The sequence below is a fragment of the Aeromonas sp. s12 genome, from assembly GCF_040907925.1.
In the GTDB taxonomy this organism is placed as follows: Bacteria; Pseudomonadota; Gammaproteobacteria; order Enterobacterales; family Aeromonadaceae; genus Aeromonas; species Aeromonas veronii.
On the sequence record NZ_JBFOCT010000034.1, the window covers coordinates 39,802 to 57,695 of the forward strand.

The following is a 17,894-nucleotide window of genomic DNA, read 5'->3' on the forward strand; positions in this document are numbered from 1 at the left end:
ACATGGACAAACAGACGTTGGTAATCAAGCTGGGCGGTGCCCTTATCGAGAACGACGAGGCGCTGACCGCCCTGTTCGCCACCCTCAAAACCTTTCTCGACGATCAGCACCGTCCGCTGGTGCTGGTACACGGCGGTGGCTGTCTGGTGGATGACCTGCTCAAGGGGCTGGGTCTCACCTCTACCAAAAAGAACGGCTTGCGGGTGACCCCGTTCGAGCAGATCCCCTTTATTGCCGGGGCGCTGGCGGGGACCGCCAACAAGCAAATGATGGCCAAGGCGATCGCCACCGGCATTCCGGCAGTTGGGCTCTGCCTCGCCGACGGCGGCCTCTGTCAGGTGACCCAGCTCGACCCGGATCTCGGCGCGGTCGGCGAGTGCAAGCCGGGCAACCCGGCGCTGGTGGCGGGGATCCTAGGTCAGGGCTTCCTGCCGGTGGTGAGCTCCATCGGCATCACTGCCGACGGGCAGCTGATGAACGTCAACGCAGATCAGGCGGCCACCGCCATTGCCGAAGCGCTCGGTGCCGATCTGGTGATGCTCTCCGATGTGAGCGGCATCCTCGATGGCAAGGGCAAGCTGGTGCCCCAGCTCGACAAGCTGACCGCGCTGGATTTGATGGAGAAAGGGGTGATCCGCGACGGCATGGCGGTCAAGGTAGAAGCAGCCCTGCACGCCGCAGAGACCCTCGGCAAGCCGGTCTGTGTCGCCAGCTGGCGCTACCCGGATCAGCTGCTCAAGCTGCTGGCTGGCGGCGCGGTCGGCACCCAGGTCGCTATTTGATCTCCACCGGAACAAGGAACATCCGATGCAACATCTTCTGAAAGACAGTGATCTGAACAAAGCCCAGATTGAAGCGCTGATTGCGCTGGGCAAGGCAGTGAAGGCCGACCCGAAGAAGTACAGCCAGGCGCTGGCGGGCAAGAGTGTGGTCACCCTGTTCGAGAAACCCTCCCTGCGCACCCGGGTCACCTTCGACATAGGCATCGCCAAGCTGGGCGGCCACAGCGTCTATCTGGATCAGCAGAACGGCGCGCTGGGCAAGCGGGAGTCGGTGAAGGATTTCGCCGCCAACCTGTCCCGCTGGTGTGATGCCATCGTCGCCCGGGTGTTCGATCACCAGACCCTGGTCGAGCTGGCGGAGCACGGCACAGTGCCGGTGGTGAACAGCCTGTGCAACCTCTACCACCCCTGTCAGGGGCTGGCCGACTTTATGACCATTGCCGAGCACTACGACGATCTGTCGAAGGTGAAACTTGCCTACCTCGGTGATGGCAACAACGTCAGCCACTCTCTGCTGCTGCTGGGGGCGACCCTGGGCACCGACGTCACCCTCATCTGCCCGAAAGGCCACGGCCCGGATACCCAGATCTTCCTGCAGGCGCAGGCATTGGCGGCCAAGTCGGGGGCAACCATCCACATCAGCGATGACGTGGCGGATATCGAAGGGTTCGACGTGGCCTACACAGATACCTGGGTCTCCATGGGCGACAACACCCCGATGGAGCAGGTCAAAGACCTCTTTATGCCTTACCAGATCAACCAGGCCCTGCTCGACCGCACCGGCATTGCACATGTGCAGCACTGCCAGCCGGCTCATCGGGAGCTGGAGATCACCTCGCAGGTGATGGATGGCCCCGCCTCCCTCATCATGGACGAGGCCGAAAACCGGATGCATATCCAGAACGCCGTGTTGCTGACCCTGTTTGGGCATAAATAGTCAGGGCAACAAGTAACGCGGCACTCAACCTGAATCACGACCCTTTTATTGAATCATCATCGAATCATCACGGAGAGAAGTAACATGAGCGGAATCAACAAGATCGTACTGGCTTACTCGGGTGGACTGGATACCTCGGCCATCATTCCCTGGCTGAAAGAGCACTATGACGCCGAAATCATTGCCTTCGTGGCCGACGTCGGTCAGGAGCGTGACGATCTGGAAGGGATCGAGCAGAAGGCCATCGCCTCCGGCGCCACCAAGTGCATCATCAAGGATCTGCGGGAAGAGTTCGTCAAAGAGTACGTCTACCCGACCCTGAAGACCGGCGCCGTCTATGAGGGCACCTATCTGCTGGGCACCTCCATGGCCCGTCCGGTGATCGCCAAGGCGATGGTGGAAGCGGCGCTGGCGGAAGGGGCCGATGCCATCTCCCACGGCTGCACCGGCAAGGGTAACGATCAGGTGCGTTTCGAAGGTGCGGTTGCCGCGCTGGCGCCCCAGCTGAAAGTCATCGCCCCGTGGCGGATCTGGGACATGCGCTCCCGGGAAGATCTGCTCTCCTATCTGGAGACCCGCAACATCCCCTGCAAGGCGACCCTGAAGAAGATCTACAGCCGCGACGCCAACGCCTGGCACATCTCCACCGAGGGTGGCGAGCTGGAGAGCACCTGGAACGAGCCGTCCGAAGCGGTCTGGCAGTGGACCGTACCGGCCGAACAGGCACCGGATCAGCCGGAGTACGTCAAGCTGACCGTGGCGCAGGGTGAAGTGGTGGCCGTGGATGACCAGCCGCTCAGCCCGCACCAGATCCTGATGACCCTGAACGAGCGTGCCGGCAAGCACGGCGTGGGCCGCATCGACATCACCGAAAACCGGATGGTGGGGATGAAGTCCCGCGGCTGCTACGAGACCCCGGGCGGTACCGTGATGGTCGCCGCGCTGCGCGCCGTGGAAGAGCTGGTACTGGATCGCCCGACCCGCGCCTGGCGGGAGAAGCTGGGTGCCGAGTTCTCCCATCTGGTTTATGACGGCCGCTGGTTCACCCCGCTGTGCAAGGCGATCCTCGCCTCTGCCAACGCCATCGCCGAAGATCTGGACGGTGAAGTGGTACTGAAGATGTACAAGGGTCAGGTCACCGCGGTGCAGAAGAAGTCACCGAACAGCCTCTACTCCGAAGACTTTGCCACCTTCGGCGCCGACGAAGTGTATGACCAGAGCCATGCCGAAGGCTTTATCCGTCTCTACACTCTGGCCAGCCGGATCCGCGCCATGAAGGAGCAGCATCAGGCCATCGGTGGCGATCACACCCACGGCTAAGCAAGCGCGATAACCCGTTGATTCCGTTGAGGGGGCATGGCCCCCTCTTCTACAGGCAGAGGGCATAGCCCCTGACCCATCATCAGCGGGTGTGACAAGAGCGGCAGCGCCCCGGCCGCTTCTGTGAGATAACAGGCTCGCAGAAAAACAGGGCACGATTTCAAGCTCGGTGGCCAGGGCGCCGCCGACAACGCATTCAAGGAGAGCAGTATGGCACTTTGGGGTGGACGCTTCAGTCAGGGAGCCGATAGCCGGTTCAAGCAGTTCAACGATTCGCTGCGGTTCGATTACCGGCTGGCGGAGCAGGATATTCAGGGCTCCATGGCATGGGCCAAAGCGCTGGTCAAGGTGGGCGTCTTGACCGCCGATGAGCAGGGCAAGTTGCAGCAGGCGATGGAGGTGCTGCTCGCCTCGGTGCAGCAGGATCCCCAGCAGATCCTGAGCTCGGATGCCGAAGACATTCACTCCTGGGTCGAGAGCCAGCTCATCGCCGCCGTCGGCGATCTCGGCAAGAAGTTGCACACCGGTCGCTCGCGCAACGATCAGGTCGCCACCGACTTGAAACTCTGGTGCAAGGCGCAGGGCGAGCTGCTGCTCGGCTCCATCACCGCCCTGCAGCAGGGGCTGGTCGCCTCGGCGCGCGTCAATCAGGCCGCGGTGCTGCCCGGTTACACCCACCTGCAGCGGGCCCAACCGGTCACCTTCGCTCACTGGGCGCTGGCCTATGTGGAGATGCTGGAGCGGGACTACTCCCGCCTGCAGGATGCGCTGAAGCGCCTCGACACCAGCCCGCTCGGCTGCGGCGCGCTGGCGGGCACTGCCTACGCCATCGACCGCGAAGCGCTGGCGCTCGACATGGGCTTTGCCGGCGCCACCCGCAACAGTCTGGACTCGGTCTCCGATCGGGATCACGTGGTGGAGCTGATGCACGTGGCATCCCTCTCCATGACCCACCTGTCGCGCTTTGCCGAAGACCTTATCTTCTACAACACCGGCGAGGCGGGCTTTGTCGAGCTCTCCGACGCGGTTACCTCCGGCTCGTCGCTGATGCCGCAGAAGAAGAACCCCGATGCGCTGGAGCTTATTCGTGGCAAGACCGGCCGGGTGGTCGGCGCCCAGATGGGCATGCTGATGAGCCTCAAGGCGCTGCCGCTGGCCTACAACAAGGACATGCAGGAAGACAAGGAGGGGCTGTTCGATGCCCTCGACACCTGGCACGACTGCCTCGACATGGCGGCGCTGGTGCTAATCGATCTGAAGGTGAATGGTGAGCGCACCATGGCGGCGGCGCAAGGCGGCTATGCCAACGCTACCGAGCTGGCGGACTATCTGGTAGCCAAGGGGATTCCATTCCGTGAAGCGCACCATATCGTCGGCGAAACTGTGGTATTCGCCATCAGCGTGGGCAAACCGCTGGAGGAGCTCTCCATCGGCGAGTTCCAGCGCTTCAGCCCGGTGATCGAGTTCGACGTCTACCCCAATCTGGAACTGGAAGCGACCCTGGCCAAGCGGGTCGCCAAAGGCGGCGTCGCCCGCGAACAGGTAGAAGCAGCCCTGACCACCGCCGAAACCTGGCTGGCAAAACGGACGGGTTAAACCAACCTGCTTGTCATTCGAACTAGAAAGCAAAACGGCAACCTCAGGTTGCCGTTTTTTATTGCTCACCGCGGTTCAGGCGCTGGCATTAAGCAGTTTGCCAACCCCCTCCCCCTTGCCATTGGGCAAGGTCTGTTTAAAGGCAGCGAGCAGCTGATCGAGGTTGAGATGGCTGGCACCGAGGGAATCCTTGAGAGTATCAAGCTCGCTTTGCAGGGCATCGAGGCGGGTGCTCTGGGTGCCGCTCACCAGCTGGTTGCGGGCGCTGTCGATGGCTGCGGGAAGGGATTGGCCACCATTCTCCTGCCCCAGAGTCTGCATCAGCTCCCCCATAAAGTGGTTGATGGCAGCATGGTTCTGCTCGCTGTCGGCATCCTTGACACCCAGCCGCTGGAACAAGCTCTGGACGGTCGGGGCGAGGCGATCTTCCTGCACTGTTTGCTGCACAGGCTCAGGTTTGGCACTGCTGCCGAGCAGCTGACTGCCCAGCTTGAGGGCGATAGAGGCAAGGGGAAGCAGGTTGCTGATCATGATATCTCTCCGCGACAACGACCCTTGATGGTGTTGCCAAGAGATGTGCATAAGCGGGGCCAGCACGGCGATAAAACGCACTGCACCGGCTAATCCCTTGAATGGCTGATCTATTTATTCAACCAGCACGCAGGAGATAGCCGAGCGCAAAGGGGAGTCAGGCGGCCAGTAGCTGCCGCCACGGGCGGTAGTGGCAATATGGTGGCAAAGCGTTTTGCCGCCCCCCCCGGGCAGCTATCGCCCTCTTTTCACACCCTGCTCGCCAACTCTTTGAGCCACTTGCGCAGCCGCCCGTTAGCGTTGAGATAGGGGGAGGCGCTATTGAACTGGATCATCCGCCCGAGCGTCCACTTCTCATACCAGAGGCAGCCATACAGCTGCAGGTCGCTGCGCGCCTCCACCAGTTCGATGATGTGCCCTCTGGCGGCAGCCAACCGCTGTAACAACGCCGGATAGCTGAGCCCCTCGTAATCCCGATAGAACTTTTGGGCCAGCCTGCCCAACTCGTTCCACTTAAAACCGGTTTCGGGAAAATCCACTGGCAGACCTGCCGCATCCCGCTCGATCCACTTGATCAGCAGTTCGTTCCAGCCGATAAGGTAGGCCAGCAGATTGGCGACGCTCATGGTGGTTCCCTTGCTGTGCCCTGTCAGGGTCGGCTCCCGCACCCGGCTCTCGGGGACGGCCTGCAACGCCTTGAACAACTTGCTGAAATTGGTATCGATCGCGAGTAGCAGCTCGGCCTTGTTTTGCGGGATCCCCATTGCTCTCCCCTTTTCAGATTTGCTTGCGGTGCAGCCGAGGCGATTGCCGCAACCCCGGCAGCACGTTACGCTAGCCCTCTTCCATCCTGTACAGCTCATCCAGTGCAGGCCAACCATCACGGCAAGATCGGCAATGAATCAACTAATCAGCTATATCAGGGCCATTCATCGACAGGAGAGCCCCGTCACTCTCACCCGCCAAGAGAGTGAACACTATAGCGAGCATGATGAGAGCGGCACTGTGATCCAGCACCAGATAACCACCAGCTGGTTTGCCAATGGGGGCGTCATCCGCCAGCAAACCGAACAGGACGAAGCGCCATCGCAGCAGCTTTGTGCCGAGTGCTGGATCAGCTATCGGGTCATCGCCAGCCCCATCCCCATCACTCCAGCCAGCAAGCTGTTTCACAACCACTGCCAGGAGCGATTCTGGTTGAAGGTGCAGGGCATCACGCCGCAAAGGTGACTGGTGCGCCCGTGAGCAGGGCGCGGCAGGGGGAAACGCAAAGAGGCTCCGAAGAGCCTCTTTTTGTTTCCGTGTCTGAACCCGACTCAGCCCAGCAGTAGATAGAGCTGATGCGCCGCCACACCGGCGCACAGGCCGCCGATGGTGTGGGCAACGATGGCGCGGGAGGTGAGGTGGCGATAGCCGAGGGCATCCAGCATGGCGGTGTGGGTGCTCAGGAAGCCACTCCAGCACATCCCCATGGCGGTAAACACCGCAACCTCGTTACCGGTGATCCACCCCTTGGCGATAAAAGGGGGCACCAGCGACATGGCGGCACCGACCGCACCGAGCGAGGTAGCCGGGAAAGCGACCAGCTCCGGCTGCTGGAAGCCAAACAGCAGGTCAAACAGCCAACTCACCTTGGCGGCCAGCACCGGCAGCAGGGCTACCCCCTGAAACGCTTCGCCGGTATAGCCCTTGTCGCCTGGGCCAAAGGTGAGCAACATCACGAAGGTGCTGATGATCAGCACACCCGGGATCACCGCCATCCCCAGCTCCACGCCAGATTTGCCGCCATCGAGCAGTGAGTTGAGGATCCGCAGCCAGCCGGGAGCCGCCTCTTTGGTCACCCCTACCTTGCGGCCGTCGGACGATACAGCATCATCGTTCAGCACTTCCCCCACCAAGGGGCGGATCATCCGCTGCATCAGCCGGGTAGAGACCACCGAGCCCACCAGAGCACCCAGCAACCCGATCAGCGCCGCGCTGGCGGTGGATTCACCGCTCGGCAGTTGCAGGGTGGCCATAAAGGTCACCACGATCAGCCCCATGCCGAAGGCGGTGCCGAAGTTGGTGAGCGACACCAGCTGCCAGGGGGTGAAGCCTTTGCGAAAGCGGCTGTCCTTGGCGAGGCTGATCACAGCCGGGTTGTCGGAGAAGAAGGTCATCAGCGCCGCCAGCGCGGTGCGGCCAGGCAGACGAAACACCGGCTTCATCAGCGGGGCCAGCAGTACCTCCAGCAGGCGGATCACCCCGAACTCACTCAAGAGCTGGCTCAGGGCACCGGAGAGCACCGTGATCCCCATGATAAAGAGCACGGTATTGAGCAGCAGCTGGTGGGCGGTATTGAACAGGGTGTTGACCATGGCAGAGAGGCCCATCTGGCTGCCGAGGTAACCGAACAGGCTGCCGAGAATAAGCAGTACCAGCACGGGTTCCATCCAGTTCCGAATGGCGGCAAGTCGCCCCTTTGACTCTATAACTACATGATTTTCCATATCTATCCTGCGGTTCATCTGTGCGTGTGTGGTTGTTTTTATGGTTAAAAAATGGCTGCGCCAAATAGAAAAAAGCCCTTGTCTTGCGACAAGGGCTTTTTGAATTGGCTCCTCCTACTGGACTTGAACCAGTGACATACGGATTAACAGTCCGCCGTTCTACCGACTGAACTAAGGAGGAATTGTAATTGGTGCCCAGAGACGGAATCGAACCGCCGACACGGGGATTTTCAATCCCCTGCTCTACCGACTGAGCTATCTGGGCAAATGGTGCCGGCTACCGGAATCGAACTGGTGACCTACTGATTACAAGTCAGTTGCTCTACCTACTGAGCTAAGCCGGCACACTTTAAACCATTGTGCATGAACAAATTTTTTATTTCATGGCACCAAAATTGGTGCCCAGAGACGGAATCGAACCGCCGACACGGGGATTTTCAATCCCCTGCTCTACCGACTGAGCTATCTGGGCGTGGGCGCTATTAAACGGATTTTAAGGCGGATGGTCAACGGGAAATTTCACTTTTTGTCTCGTTCGTCTCTTTTTTGCGCAACATCGTCCATTTCTGCCACTTCTTCGGCACAGGCCGCGCGTTTTCGCCCCCAGACTCTGGGTTCCTCCCCCTTGAGCAGGCGGGAGATGTTCTCGTGATGGCGGATCAGAATGAGGCAGGAGAGCAGGGAGACTGGCAGGGTATATTCGGGTTTGAGCAGGTAGGTAAAGAGTGGCGTCAGCAGCACGGTAATGATGGAGGCCAGCGAGGAGTAGCCGCTCACCAGCAGCACCAGCAGCCAAGTGCCAATCACGGCGCCCCCCATGGTAAAGCCGATGGGCATCATGGTCCCCAGTGCCGTGGCGACTCCTTTGCCACCGCGAAAATGAAAGAAGATGGGGTACATATGGCCGAGGCAGGCGGCGACCCCGATAAAGCCGAGGTAGACGGGTTTGATCTGCAGATACCAGGCGAGATAGACGGGCACAGTCCCCTTGAGCACATCGAGCAACAGCACCACCAGCGCCGCCATCCGGCCACCAAGGCGCAGCACATTGGTTGCCCCCGGATTGTGGGAGCCATGATCCCGCGGGTCGGGCAGACCGGTGCAGCGGGAGACCAGCACAGCACTGGATAGTGAACCACCCAGGTAGGCCAGAATAATCATCAAAATCGTCAGGGCCGTCATCTTGGTCGTTTTTACCACGATATGAATGGGGTATGATGCGGGCCACATACGCTGGCATGGGCCCATGCCCACCCAGAGCGCCTCGGCAAGCCTGTTGCCCGGCCAGCATCCCTGCGCTGTCATCACAGCCCATCAAGAGTAAAGAAGAAGTACAGTCATGGACAAGGTGTTTATTCGCGGACTCGAAGTTTTGACCACCATCGGTGTATATGAGTGGGAGAAGGGCATTCGCCAAAAGCTCCGTTTTGACCTCGAGATGGGGTTCGACAACCGCCCCGCGGCAGCAACCGACGACATCAATCTGGCACTGGATTATGCCGACCTCTCCAACAAGATTTGCGAGCATGTCACCGGCAAGGTGGTCGAGCTGGTCGAGACCATGGCCGAGCAGGTCGCCATGCTGGTGCTCGCCGACGAGCGGGTACAGTGGGTCAAGGTGACCCTCACCAAGCCGGGCGCCGTGCCCAATGCCGCCGGGGTCGGCGTCGAGATCCTGCGCCATCGCACCCCTGCCGCGAGCAGCAACTGATGACCACCATCTATATCAGCCTCGGCTCCAACATCGAGCGGGATCGCCATATCCGCGCCGGGCTCGATGCCCTGCACGCCGAATTTGGCGAGCTGCGGGTCTCCCGGGTATTCGAAAGCGAAGCGGTCGGCTTCAACGGCCGCCCCTTCTACAACCTGGTAGCGGCTGCCGAGACCGATCTGCCGCTGACCACCGTCTGCCAGCGACTGCGGGCCATGGAGTTCGCCCACGGCCGCGAGCCGGATGCCAAGAAGTTCGCCCCGCGCACCCTGGATCTCGACCTGCTGCTCTATGGCGATCTAGTCTGCGACACCCCGCTGGTGCTGCCACGCGGTGAAGTGCTCACCAACGCCTTCGTGCTGTGGCCGCTGGCCGAGCTGGCCCCCAAACTGTGCCACCCCCTCGATGGACGCACCATGGGCGAGCTGTGGCAAGCCTATGACAAGGCCTCCCAGCAGCTGTGCCCCATTCCCTTTCACTGGGAAGCGTGCGAATTGCAGCATCACTGATCAACAAGGGCGCCTCACGGCGCCCTTGTTGTTTGCACAGACAGGGTTGCTTATCACGGATAAGAAAGTGTCATTGGGCCTGACCCTGCGAGGCTGGCAGGATAGCGCCCACTACAGGAGAACCCCATGCCACTCGATACCATTCACCACTTCAACTGCCAGCTACTGGCCGAACTGCCCCACCAGCGCTATGAGCATGAACCCATCCTCGACTACGCCACCGATGAAAAGGTCAAGGCCCGCCTCGGCTGGCAGGCGGAGTTCAGCAAGACCCTGTTTCTCAAGTTCAAGGATGGCCGCTTCGCCCTGCTGCTGACCCATAGGGACGGACGGCTCGACAACAAGGCTGTCAAAGCCGCACTCGGTGCCAAGCCCTCCATCTGCACCGCCGAAGAGATGCAGGCGGAGATTGGCTGCCTGCCGGGAGCGGTCTGCCCCTTCCTGCCCCGTGCCGATATTCCACTACTGGTGGACCCGCAACTGCTCAACCACACCGCCTTCACCTGGACCCCGGGCCACCCGGAGCAAACCTTTCTGCTGGCGACCGAGCATCTGGCCGAGGTACTGGCGCAGCTCCCCTGCCAAGTCAGCTATCTGCCCGCACCGACGGCGTAGCCCCATCGTGCGCCAGCTGGGCGAAGATCAACGCCGCCAGCATGGAGAGCAGCCCGACACAGAGGTAGGTAAGGTGGAACCCGGCCAGCCACTGGCCGTTAGCCGCTGAGGTACCCGCCGAGAAGAGCCCGAGCAGGCTGGCGGCAATCGCCACCCCCAAACTCATGGAGAGCTGCATCACCACCGAGAGCAGACCGTTGCCACTGCTGGCCAGAGTCGGGCTGAGATCTTGCAGCGTGAGCGTGTTCATGGCGGAGAACTGCAGCGAGTTGATGGCGCCGAAGATCGCCAGCCAGCCCAGCAAGACCCCGTAGGGGAGCTGGTTGTCGATGAAATAGAAGCTGGCGATCATCGCCCCCAGTAGCAGGGTGTTGCCGATCAGGATGCGGCGATAGCCCACCTTCGGAATAAGCTTGTTCACCAGCGTCTTGGTCAGCATGGCGCCAATCACGGTGGGGATCATGGTCATCCCCGCCTTGCTCGGGGAGAAACCGAGCCCCAGTTGCAGAAACAGCGGAGTGAGGAAGGGCATGGCGCCGCTGCCGAGGCGGGCAAACAGGTTGCCCCAGATGCCGATGGCAAAGGTGGCGGTCTTGAACAGGTTCAGGCTAAAGAGCGGCTGCGGTGCATTGGCGGCATAGAGCCAGTAGCTCGCCATCGCCGCCAAGCCGAAGATCAGTGCAAACAGCGCCCAACCGGTGGAGATGCTGTGCTCCCCCAAACCCTGCAAGCCGACCGACACCAGCACCATGCCGACGCTGAACATCACAAAGCCCTGCCAGTCGAACCGGGCGGTCTGCTGCCGCAGCTCCGGCATAAAGTGCCAGCTGGCGATAAAGCCGAGCAACCCCACCGGCAGGTTGATGAGAAACACCCAGTGCCAGCTCGCCACTTCCACCAGCCAGCCACCGAGCGCCGGCCCCATCAGCGGGCCGAGCAGCCCCGGGATGGTGACAAACGACATCACCCGCAGCAGCTCGTGCTTGTCATAGACCCGCAGCACCGCCAACCGTCCCACCGGCATCAGCAGCGCACCGCCAATCCCCTGAAGCACACGGGCGGCCACCAGCATGGAGAGCGAATTGGAGGCGGCGCAGGCGAGCGAGCCGAGGGTAAAGAGCGAGATGGCAGCCAGATAGATGCGGCGGGTGCCGAATCTGTCTGCCAGCCAGCCGGAGGCCGGGATCAGCAGCGCCACCGTAAGCATGTAGGCGATGATCACCGACTGCATCTGCAGCGGGCTCTCTCCCAAGGTCTCGGCCATGCTGGGCAGGGCGGTGTTGAGAATGGTGCCATCCAGCGCCTGCATAAAGAAACCGACCGCCGCCAGCAGGGGCAGCCACTTGCGCTGGGCATCTGTCACTGTGTGGCTCATTGCCACCTCCATTATTTTTGCGGGGGAGCGGCGGCGGTCAGGAAGAGATCGACACAACTCAGGGTCCAGGCATCCTGCTCGGCAGCGCTCTGGGTCAACGGCAGACCCAGCTCACGGAGCATTCGCTCCTTGCCCTGCCACATCAGCAACAGCTGCAAGGCGGCCTGTTCGCTGTCTTGATGGCACAGCAGGCCTTGCTGCTTTTGCTGCTCCAGCCAGTTGGACAGCATCTCGGTCACGTAGAGCGGGCCCGCCTCGAAAAAAAGGGTGGCCAGCTGGGCATCGTTGCAGCTGATGCAGGTGCGAAAGATATTGATGGCATCATCGCTCAGGATCAACTTGCGAAAGCTGCGACCAAAGGCAATCAGGCTCTCCCGCACATTGTTGCCACGCAACAATACCTCCGGCATCAGCTCGCTGCTGACGCACTTGCTGCCCACCGCTTCGGCAAACAGCGACTCCTTGTTGGCAAAATGGCTGTAGACCGTCTGCTTGGAGACGCCCGCCTCACTGGCCACCATGTCCATGCTGACCAGATGCAGACCATGCTGACAGAAGAGCCGCCCGGCAGCATCGAGGATCGCAGCCCGCTTCTGCTGACTACGGGGTGAAATGTTCATTTTTCCTCCACAATCAAACTGGACAGTCTAGTTTCGAAAAACTAGACTCACCGGTGTGATTTGATGTTATGTCAACCAGAGGATGATGTCATGACACTTTGCTTAATCCTGCTGGCGCTGTTACTGAGTGGCTGCAGCCCGGTCACAGAGTCAGAAGAAACACCCGTCCTGACCCGGGTGATCGCCCAGCCGCTGCAAGCCAGCGATCACTACCCGGTGCTGCACCGCTTCAATGGCCGGGTGATCGCCCCCGAGCACAGCCAGATAGGCTTCGAGCTGGCAGGGCGGATCGCCACCCTGCACAAGGGACGGGGAGAGCCGGTCGCGGCTGGCGAACTGCTCGCCACACTGGACACCCGGCTGCTGGCAGTGGAAGCCAAAGAGCTGGCCGCCCGGGCCGCCCAGAACGAGGCCGAACTGACCCTTGCCCGGCAGACGCTCGATCGGCTCACAGCTCTGCGCCAGCAGCAGTTCAGCTCCCGTCAGGCGCTGGATGAACAGCAAGGCAAAGTCCGCATGCTGGAGGCAAGCGCCAACCAGCTGGCCGCCGCCCTCGAAGCCAACCGGGTCAAACAGGAGAAATCACAGCTGCGCGCCCCCTTCAACGGGATTGTGGTCAGCCGCGAGCAGGCATTGGGGGCTGTGGTGGCCGCAGGCCAGCCTCTCTTCTCCCTGACCCGCAGCGGCCAGTGGGAGGCCGATATCGGCGTGCCGGTGAAACAGGCCGAATCCCTGATCGTCGGCCAACGCTATCCCCTGCAAAGCGGGGCGCAATCACTGGAGGGGCGCCTGCTTAATCTGGGGGTACAAGTGGACGGGCAGACCCACACCCGCACCGCCCGCTTCCAGCTGACCCGGGGCGGCGAACAGCTGGCAGAGGGGCAACTGATCACCCTGCTGCATCAGACCCGCGAGCCCACCCGCGCCTACGAGGTGCCGCTCACCGCACTGACCCAGGGATTGCGCGGTAGCTGGACCCTCTATCTGCTCAACGACGAAACGCCACCCCGGGTGGTCAGTCGGGACGTCACCCTGCTGCAGCAAGATGGCGAACGGGCCTGGATCAGTGGTGCCCTGAACGGACAGGAACAGCTGGTGACCGATGGCCTGCATAAACTGGTGCCGGGCCAGCAGGTCACCCTGAGCACCAGCGTGGATCATCAGGCGGCGCATCTGGAGCCACAGTCATGATCCGCCCGTTTATCGAGAATGGCCGACTGCTGCTGTTGACGGTCGCGCTGCTGCTGACGGCCGCCCTTGCGGCATTGCAGATCCTGCCCAGAACCGAAGATCCCCAGCTCACCAGCCGCTTTGCCAGCGTGGTTACCCACTTCCCCGGGGCCAGCGCCGAGCGGGTGGAGGCGCTGGTGAGCGAGCCCATCGAGAACCGGCTGCGGGCCCAGAGCGAGATCAAGCTGATCGAGTCGAGCTCTCGCCCCGGTCTCTCCATCATCAATCTGGAGCTCAAGGATGAGGTCAGCGATGTCGAGCCCGTCTGGTCCAGAGTCCGTGACCGGCTGGCAGATCTTGCCGCCGGACTGCCAGCCGGCGCCAGTGCCCCCAAGCTGGATGACGAGAAGGGCTACCCCTTCACCCGGCTGGTCAATGTGGTCTGGCGCGGGCCGGGCCAGCCGCAGCTGGATCGCCTCGCCCGCTACAGCGCCGAGCTGGAACGCCGGGCTCGCCAGCTGCCGGGCACCGAATACGTCGAGCGGGTCGGGGCACCGCAGGAGGAGATCGAGGTGCGGTTCGATCCCCTCGCCCTCAGTGCCAGCGGCATGAGTGGCGAACAGCTTGCCCAGGCACTGAGCGGTGCCGATGCCAAAGTGGCCGCCGGGGAGTTGCAGGGCAGCCACAATCGCTTTCAGGTGGAGATCCGCGGCGCCCTCGATACCCTGGAGCGGATCCGCCAGATCCCGCTGCGCACCGGCGAGCAGGGCCAGACCCTGCGCCTTGGCGATCTGGCCGAGGTACGGCGTACCCTGCACCAGCCGGAGAGCCAGCTGGCCTTTGCCAATGGTGAGCGGGCCGTGGTGGTCGGCCTGCGCATGGCACAGGATCACCGCATCGACCTCTGGTCGGCACGGGTCGATACCATGCTGGCCCAGCTGCAACAGGACTTGCCGGATAATATCGGCCTCGTCACCAGCTTCGATCAGCAGCGTTATACCGATCAGCGGCTCGACACCCTGCTCATCAACATTGTGCAGGGCTTCCTCATCATAGTGGCCGTACTGCTGGTGACCTTGGGAGTCAAGGCCGCCATTATCGTGGCCCTGTCGCTGCCGCTTACCGTGGCGTTCTCATTCGCCTGCATGAACCTGATCAATCTGCCCATTCACCAGATGTCGGTCACCGGTCTGGTGGTGGCGCTCGGGATCATGGTGGACAACGCCATCGTCATGGCGGATCGGGTGCAGTATCAGCGCCGCCACGGCATGGCCATGAGTGCCGCCGCACTGGAAGCCATCGGCCACCTCTGGCTGCCACTGCTGGGCTCCACCCTCACCACCATGCTCGCCTTTATGCCGATCATTCTGATGCCGGGCCCCGCAGGCGAGTTTGTCGGCGGCATCGCCTGGGCGGTGATCTGCTCGCTGCTGGGATCCTACCTCATCGCCCACACCCTGGTGGCTGGCCTCGCAGCCCGCTGGATTGGCAGTGATCAGGGGGGACGCTGGTATCAGGATGGCTTGCACCTGCCCCGGGTGAGCGCACGTTTCCAGCAGAGCATCGCCATGGCGCTGGCTCACCCCTGGCGTACCCTGCTGCTGGTCAGTCTGCTGCCCCTGCTCGGTTTCTGGGTGGCGGGCCGCCTCACCGAACAGTTCTTTCCCCCTGCCGACCGGGACATGATCCACATCGAGGCCAGCCTCTCCCCACAGGCGAGCCTGGCGCGCACCCGCGAGCTGGCACTGGGGCTCTCCGTCGAGCTGGCCAGCCTCCCCGAGCTGGTTCGCCAGGATTGGGTGGTGGGCGACAACGCACCCAGCTTCTACTACAACCTGGTGCCCAGAAAACAGGGGCGGGCCGATTACGCCCAGGGGATGATCACTCTGCAGGATGCCGATGCTGCCGAGCGGCTCATTCCACAACTGCAGCAGCGGCTCGATGCAAAATTTCCCGAAGCGCAGATCCTGGTGCGCAAGCTGGAACAGGGGCCGCCTTTCAATGCCCCGGTCGAGCTGCGGCTGTTTGGCCCCGACCTTGAACAACTACACCGTCTGGGAGAGGAGCTGCGCAGTCTGCTCGCCAATACCCCGGCAGTGGTGCAGACCCGCGCCACCTTGCAGGCCGGGGCCCCCAAACTCTGGTTGCAGGTCGATGAGGAGGCCGCCCGACTGGCAGGCATGAGCCTGACAGATGTTGCCTCCCGGCTGGCGGGCGCACTGGATGGCAGGTTGGGCGGCACTGTGCTGGAAGGCACCGAGTCAATCCCGGTTCGGGTGCGACTGGCCGAGCCCTTGCGTCAGGATCCGGATGCGCTGCTCAATGTGCCGCTGTCGCTCACCGGCACCGGCCAGCAAGGGGCAGCCAATCTCACCTTGCGGGCACTGGCCACTCCCGAGCTGCTGCCAAGCTGGGGGGAGATCAGCCGTCGGGATGGTGAGCGGGTCAATGTGCTGGAGGCCTATCTGGCGGTCGGCGTACTGCCGCAAACCGTGCTGGAGCAGGTCAAAGAGAGGCTGGCCGCCAAGGCGCTGGCGTTGCCGCCGGGCTATCGACTGGAGTTTGGCGGAGAAGCCGCCAAGCGGGATGAATCGGTGGGCAATCTGATGGCGCACGTCAGCCTGGTCGCCGTGCTGCTGGTGGCCGTGCTGGTGCTCAGCTTCAACTCGTTCCGGCTGGCAGGCATCGTCACCCTGGTGGCGATCCAGTCGGCGGGGCTCGGGCTGCTGTGGGTCTGGCTGCTGGGGTACCCCTTCGGGTTTACAGTGATCATCGCCCTGCTGGGACTGATGGGGCTGGCCATCAACGCCGCCATCGTCATTCTGGCCGAGCTGAAGGCAGACCCGCAGGCACAACAGGGCAATTTGCCGCAGATCCGTGACCTGGTGGCCGGTTGCAGCCGCCACATCGTCTCGACCACCATCACCACGGTGGGCGGCTTCATCCCGCTATTGCTGGGGGGCGGCGGCTTCTGGCCTCCCTTTGCCATCGCCATCGCCGGTGGCACAGCGCTGGCGACCCTGCTCTCGTTCTACTTTGTGCCGGTGGCGTTTGTGCTGTTCAACCGTCGCCGTCCTGACCCGATGCAGGAGAGCTGCAACGCGCAAGATCAGTTATCGGGCTGACCCAGCATGGCTTTGAGCCGCTCTTCCAGAGTGGGCTCGGGGGCCTTGAGGGTCGCCATAAAGAGCTGCTCGATACCGGCCTTGTCCTGACTTTTCACGATAAACACCAGTCGGGACTGGGCCTTGCCCTCCGGCCACTCACCCAGTGCCTGCAGCGGATAGAGCTGGCCGTGGACGCCGTGGATCACCACCGGCTGGCTCTCCCCTTCCAGCTGCAAAATCCCCTTGAGGCGCAGCAGGGCATCGCCATACTGCGCCTGCACCGCATCGATGGCGGCCAGCAGGCGAGAGGGCTTGAGCGGCTCACCGATGCGCAAAGAGAAACTCTCGATGTTGCCGTGCTCGAAGTGGGTGGGCGCAGCTGTGCCCACCTTGGCGGCGAACGGTTGCATCTTCGGCTGCATCGGTGACGCCAGCCCCTGCTTGGGGGATTCGGTGCGCAGCCAGGCCAGCAGCTGGCGCACATCGCGCCCGGCCGCTTCGTTGTAAGCGCCGAGCTTCTCCAGCACCGCTGGCGACAGTTCGCCATTGGTCACCTGCTGGATCGGGGCCGCTGGATTGAGGGCCGCCAATTGGGCTTCGACCCGCGCCAGCTGTTCGCCGTCCACCAGATCCCCCTTGCTCACCACCAGCAGATCCGCCAGCGCCACCTGTTTCACCGCCTCATACTGGGCCGCCAACTGCAGCTCAATATGACCGGCATCCACGACGGTGACGGTGCCATCGAAGCGGTAGCGCTGAGCGATAAAGCCCTCTTCCCTCAACGTGAACAGCACGGGGGCCGGATCTGCCAGACCGGTGGTCTCGATAATCAGCCGCTTGAACGGTTTGATCTTGCGCTGGATGGCCTTCATAAAGAGCCCCTGCAACGCCTCCACCAACGAGCCCTGTACCGAGCAGCAGATGCAGCCGGAGTCGAGCAGCATCACCTGCTCATCCACCTGTTGCACCAGATGGTGATCCAGCCCCACCGAGCCGAACTCGTTGATCAGCACGGCGCACTCACCGAGCTCCGGCTGCTTGACCCAGTGGTTGAGCAGCGTTGTCTTGCCGCTGCCGAGAAAGCCGGTCAGCAGGGTCACTGGGATACGGGTATCTTGCATATCGGTCATGT

17 protein-coding genes and 4 tRNA genes are annotated in these 17,894 nt (G+C 62.3%); 10 read left to right on the plus strand and 11 right to left on the minus strand.

All coding sequences use genetic code 11. The features are described 5' to 3' along the window. Nucleotides 1-2 precede the first annotated feature (2 nt). From argB to argH, 4 genes are all read left to right on the plus strand, one after another. Nucleotides 3-782 (plus strand): acetylglutamate kinase, encoded by a 780-nt coding sequence (argB, locus tag AB5Y67_RS16370; protein ID WP_101348150.1) that lies wholly within the window; start codon nt 3-5, stop codon nt 780-782. 25 nt (nt 783-807) lie between these two features. Then, nucleotides 808-1,719: an ornithine carbamoyltransferase gene (locus AB5Y67_RS16375; RefSeq protein WP_199427836.1), complete on the plus strand. Its 912-nt coding sequence runs from the start codon at nt 808-810 to the stop codon at nt 1,717-1,719. Between the two features lie 84 nt (nt 1,720-1,803). After that, the gene (locus AB5Y67_RS16380; RefSeq protein ID WP_033115910.1) at nt 1,804-3,039 is read left to right on the plus strand and encodes an argininosuccinate synthase; all 1,236 of its coding nucleotides are present in this window, start codon (nt 1,804-1,806) and stop codon (nt 3,037-3,039) included. 210 nt (nt 3,040-3,249) lie between these two features. After that, the gene (gene argH / locus AB5Y67_RS16385; protein WP_123172254.1) at nt 3,250-4,635 is read left to right on the plus strand and encodes an argininosuccinate lyase; all 1,386 of its coding nucleotides are present in this window, start codon (nt 3,250-3,252) and stop codon (nt 4,633-4,635) included. Between the two features lie 75 nt (nt 4,636-4,710). Here argH and AB5Y67_RS16390 read toward each other — a convergent pair whose 3' ends face one another. Continuing rightward, entirely contained in the window at nt 4,711-5,166 is a 456-nt protein-coding gene (locus AB5Y67_RS16390) for a hypothetical protein (protein ID WP_100644944.1), read from the minus strand. Nucleotides 5,167-5,414: 248 nt separating this feature from the next. Then, the gene (locus tag AB5Y67_RS16395) at nt 5,415-5,930 is read right to left on the minus strand and encodes a ClbS/DfsB family four-helix bundle protein (RefSeq protein WP_144715335.1); all 516 of its coding nucleotides are present in this window, start codon (nt 5,928-5,930) and stop codon (nt 5,415-5,417) included. 133 nt (nt 5,931-6,063) lie between these two features. On the opposite strand from AB5Y67_RS16395, the gene AB5Y67_RS16400 reads away from it, so the two are divergent. Continuing rightward, a complete protein-coding gene (locus AB5Y67_RS16400; protein ID WP_064341811.1) occupies nt 6,064-6,396 on the plus strand; it encodes a hypothetical protein in 333 nt (110 codons plus the stop codon). 86 nt (nt 6,397-6,482) lie between these two features. On the opposite strand, the gene AB5Y67_RS16405 is transcribed toward AB5Y67_RS16400, so the two are convergent. The 6 genes from AB5Y67_RS16405 to plsY all read right to left on the minus strand — a co-directional run bounded on the left by AB5Y67_RS16405 (nt 6,483) and on the right by plsY (nt 8,837). Next, nucleotides 6,483-7,655 (minus strand): nucleoside recognition domain-containing protein, encoded by a 1,173-nt coding sequence (locus AB5Y67_RS16405; RefSeq protein ID WP_005355060.1) that lies wholly within the window; start codon nt 7,653-7,655, stop codon nt 6,483-6,485. Between the two features lie 105 nt (nt 7,656-7,760). Then, a tRNA-Asn gene (locus tag AB5Y67_RS16410) sits at nt 7,761-7,836 on the minus strand. Nucleotides 7,837-7,844: 8 nt separating this feature from the next. Continuing rightward, nucleotides 7,845-7,920 (minus strand) — tRNA-Phe (locus AB5Y67_RS16415). A 3-nt stretch (nt 7,921-7,923) separates the two neighbouring features. Then, nucleotides 7,924-7,999, minus strand: a tRNA-Thr gene (locus AB5Y67_RS16420). 52 nt (nt 8,000-8,051) lie between these two features. Next, nucleotides 8,052-8,127, minus strand: a tRNA-Phe gene (locus tag AB5Y67_RS16425). 47 nt (nt 8,128-8,174) lie between these two features. Continuing rightward, on the minus strand, nt 8,175-8,837 hold the full coding sequence (plsY, locus tag AB5Y67_RS16430; RefSeq protein WP_031227839.1) for a glycerol-3-phosphate 1-O-acyltransferase PlsY: 663 nt from the start codon (nt 8,835-8,837) through the stop codon (nt 8,175-8,177). Nucleotides 8,838-8,994: 157 nt separating this feature from the next. Here plsY and folB point away from each other — a divergent pair, with 157 nt between their 5' ends. The 3 genes from folB (at nt 8,995) to AB5Y67_RS16445 (ending at nt 10,490) form a co-directional block, all read left to right on the plus strand. Next, nucleotides 8,995-9,366, plus strand: a complete 372-nt coding sequence (folB, locus tag AB5Y67_RS16435) for a dihydroneopterin aldolase (protein ID WP_005356584.1) — start codon at nt 8,995-8,997, stop codon at nt 9,364-9,366. Then, nucleotides 9,366-9,875, plus strand: a complete 510-nt coding sequence (folK, locus tag AB5Y67_RS16440) for a 2-amino-4-hydroxy-6-hydroxymethyldihydropteridine diphosphokinase (RefSeq protein ID WP_021231261.1) — start codon at nt 9,366-9,368, stop codon at nt 9,873-9,875. The genes folB and folK overlap by 1 nt, the downstream gene beginning before the upstream one ends. A 126-nt stretch (nt 9,876-10,001) precedes the next feature. Then, nucleotides 10,002-10,490, plus strand: coding sequence for a YbaK/EbsC family protein (locus tag AB5Y67_RS16445; RefSeq protein WP_021231262.1), 489 nt, complete (start codon nt 10,002-10,004; stop codon nt 10,488-10,490). Here the strand turns inward: AB5Y67_RS16445 and mdtD are convergent. Both mdtD and AB5Y67_RS16455 read right to left on the minus strand, forming a co-directional pair. After that, on the minus strand, nt 10,462-11,865 hold the full coding sequence (gene mdtD / locus AB5Y67_RS16450; protein WP_021231263.1) for a multidrug transporter subunit MdtD: 1,404 nt from the start codon (nt 11,863-11,865) through the stop codon (nt 10,462-10,464). The genes AB5Y67_RS16445 and mdtD overlap by 29 nt on opposite strands. 11 nt (nt 11,866-11,876) lie before the next feature. After that, complete coding sequence (locus AB5Y67_RS16455) at nt 11,877-12,485, minus strand: TetR/AcrR family transcriptional regulator (protein ID WP_005355070.1); 609 nt, start codon at nt 12,483-12,485, stop codon at nt 11,877-11,879. A 90-nt stretch (nt 12,486-12,575) separates the two neighbouring features. Between AB5Y67_RS16455 and AB5Y67_RS16460 the strand changes: the two genes are divergently transcribed. Continuing rightward, nucleotides 12,576-13,676 carry an efflux RND transporter periplasmic adaptor subunit gene (locus AB5Y67_RS16460; protein WP_064341808.1) on the plus strand — a complete coding sequence of 367 codons (1,101 nt, stop codon included), beginning with the start codon at nt 12,576-12,578 and terminating at the stop codon, nt 13,674-13,676. Beyond that, nucleotides 13,673-16,780 carry an efflux RND transporter permease subunit gene (locus tag AB5Y67_RS16465; protein ID WP_150389822.1) on the plus strand — a complete coding sequence of 1,036 codons (3,108 nt, stop codon included), beginning with the start codon at nt 13,673-13,675 and terminating at the stop codon, nt 16,778-16,780. Before AB5Y67_RS16460 ends, AB5Y67_RS16465 begins: the two co-directional genes overlap by 4 nt. Here the strand turns inward: AB5Y67_RS16465 and AB5Y67_RS16470 are convergent. Continuing rightward, the gene (locus AB5Y67_RS16470) at nt 16,765-17,892 is read right to left on the minus strand and encodes a GTP-binding protein (RefSeq protein WP_164461668.1); all 1,128 of its coding nucleotides are present in this window, start codon (nt 17,890-17,892) and stop codon (nt 16,765-16,767) included. The genes AB5Y67_RS16465 and AB5Y67_RS16470 overlap by 16 nt on opposite strands. Nucleotides 17,893-17,894: the final 2 nt, after the last annotated feature.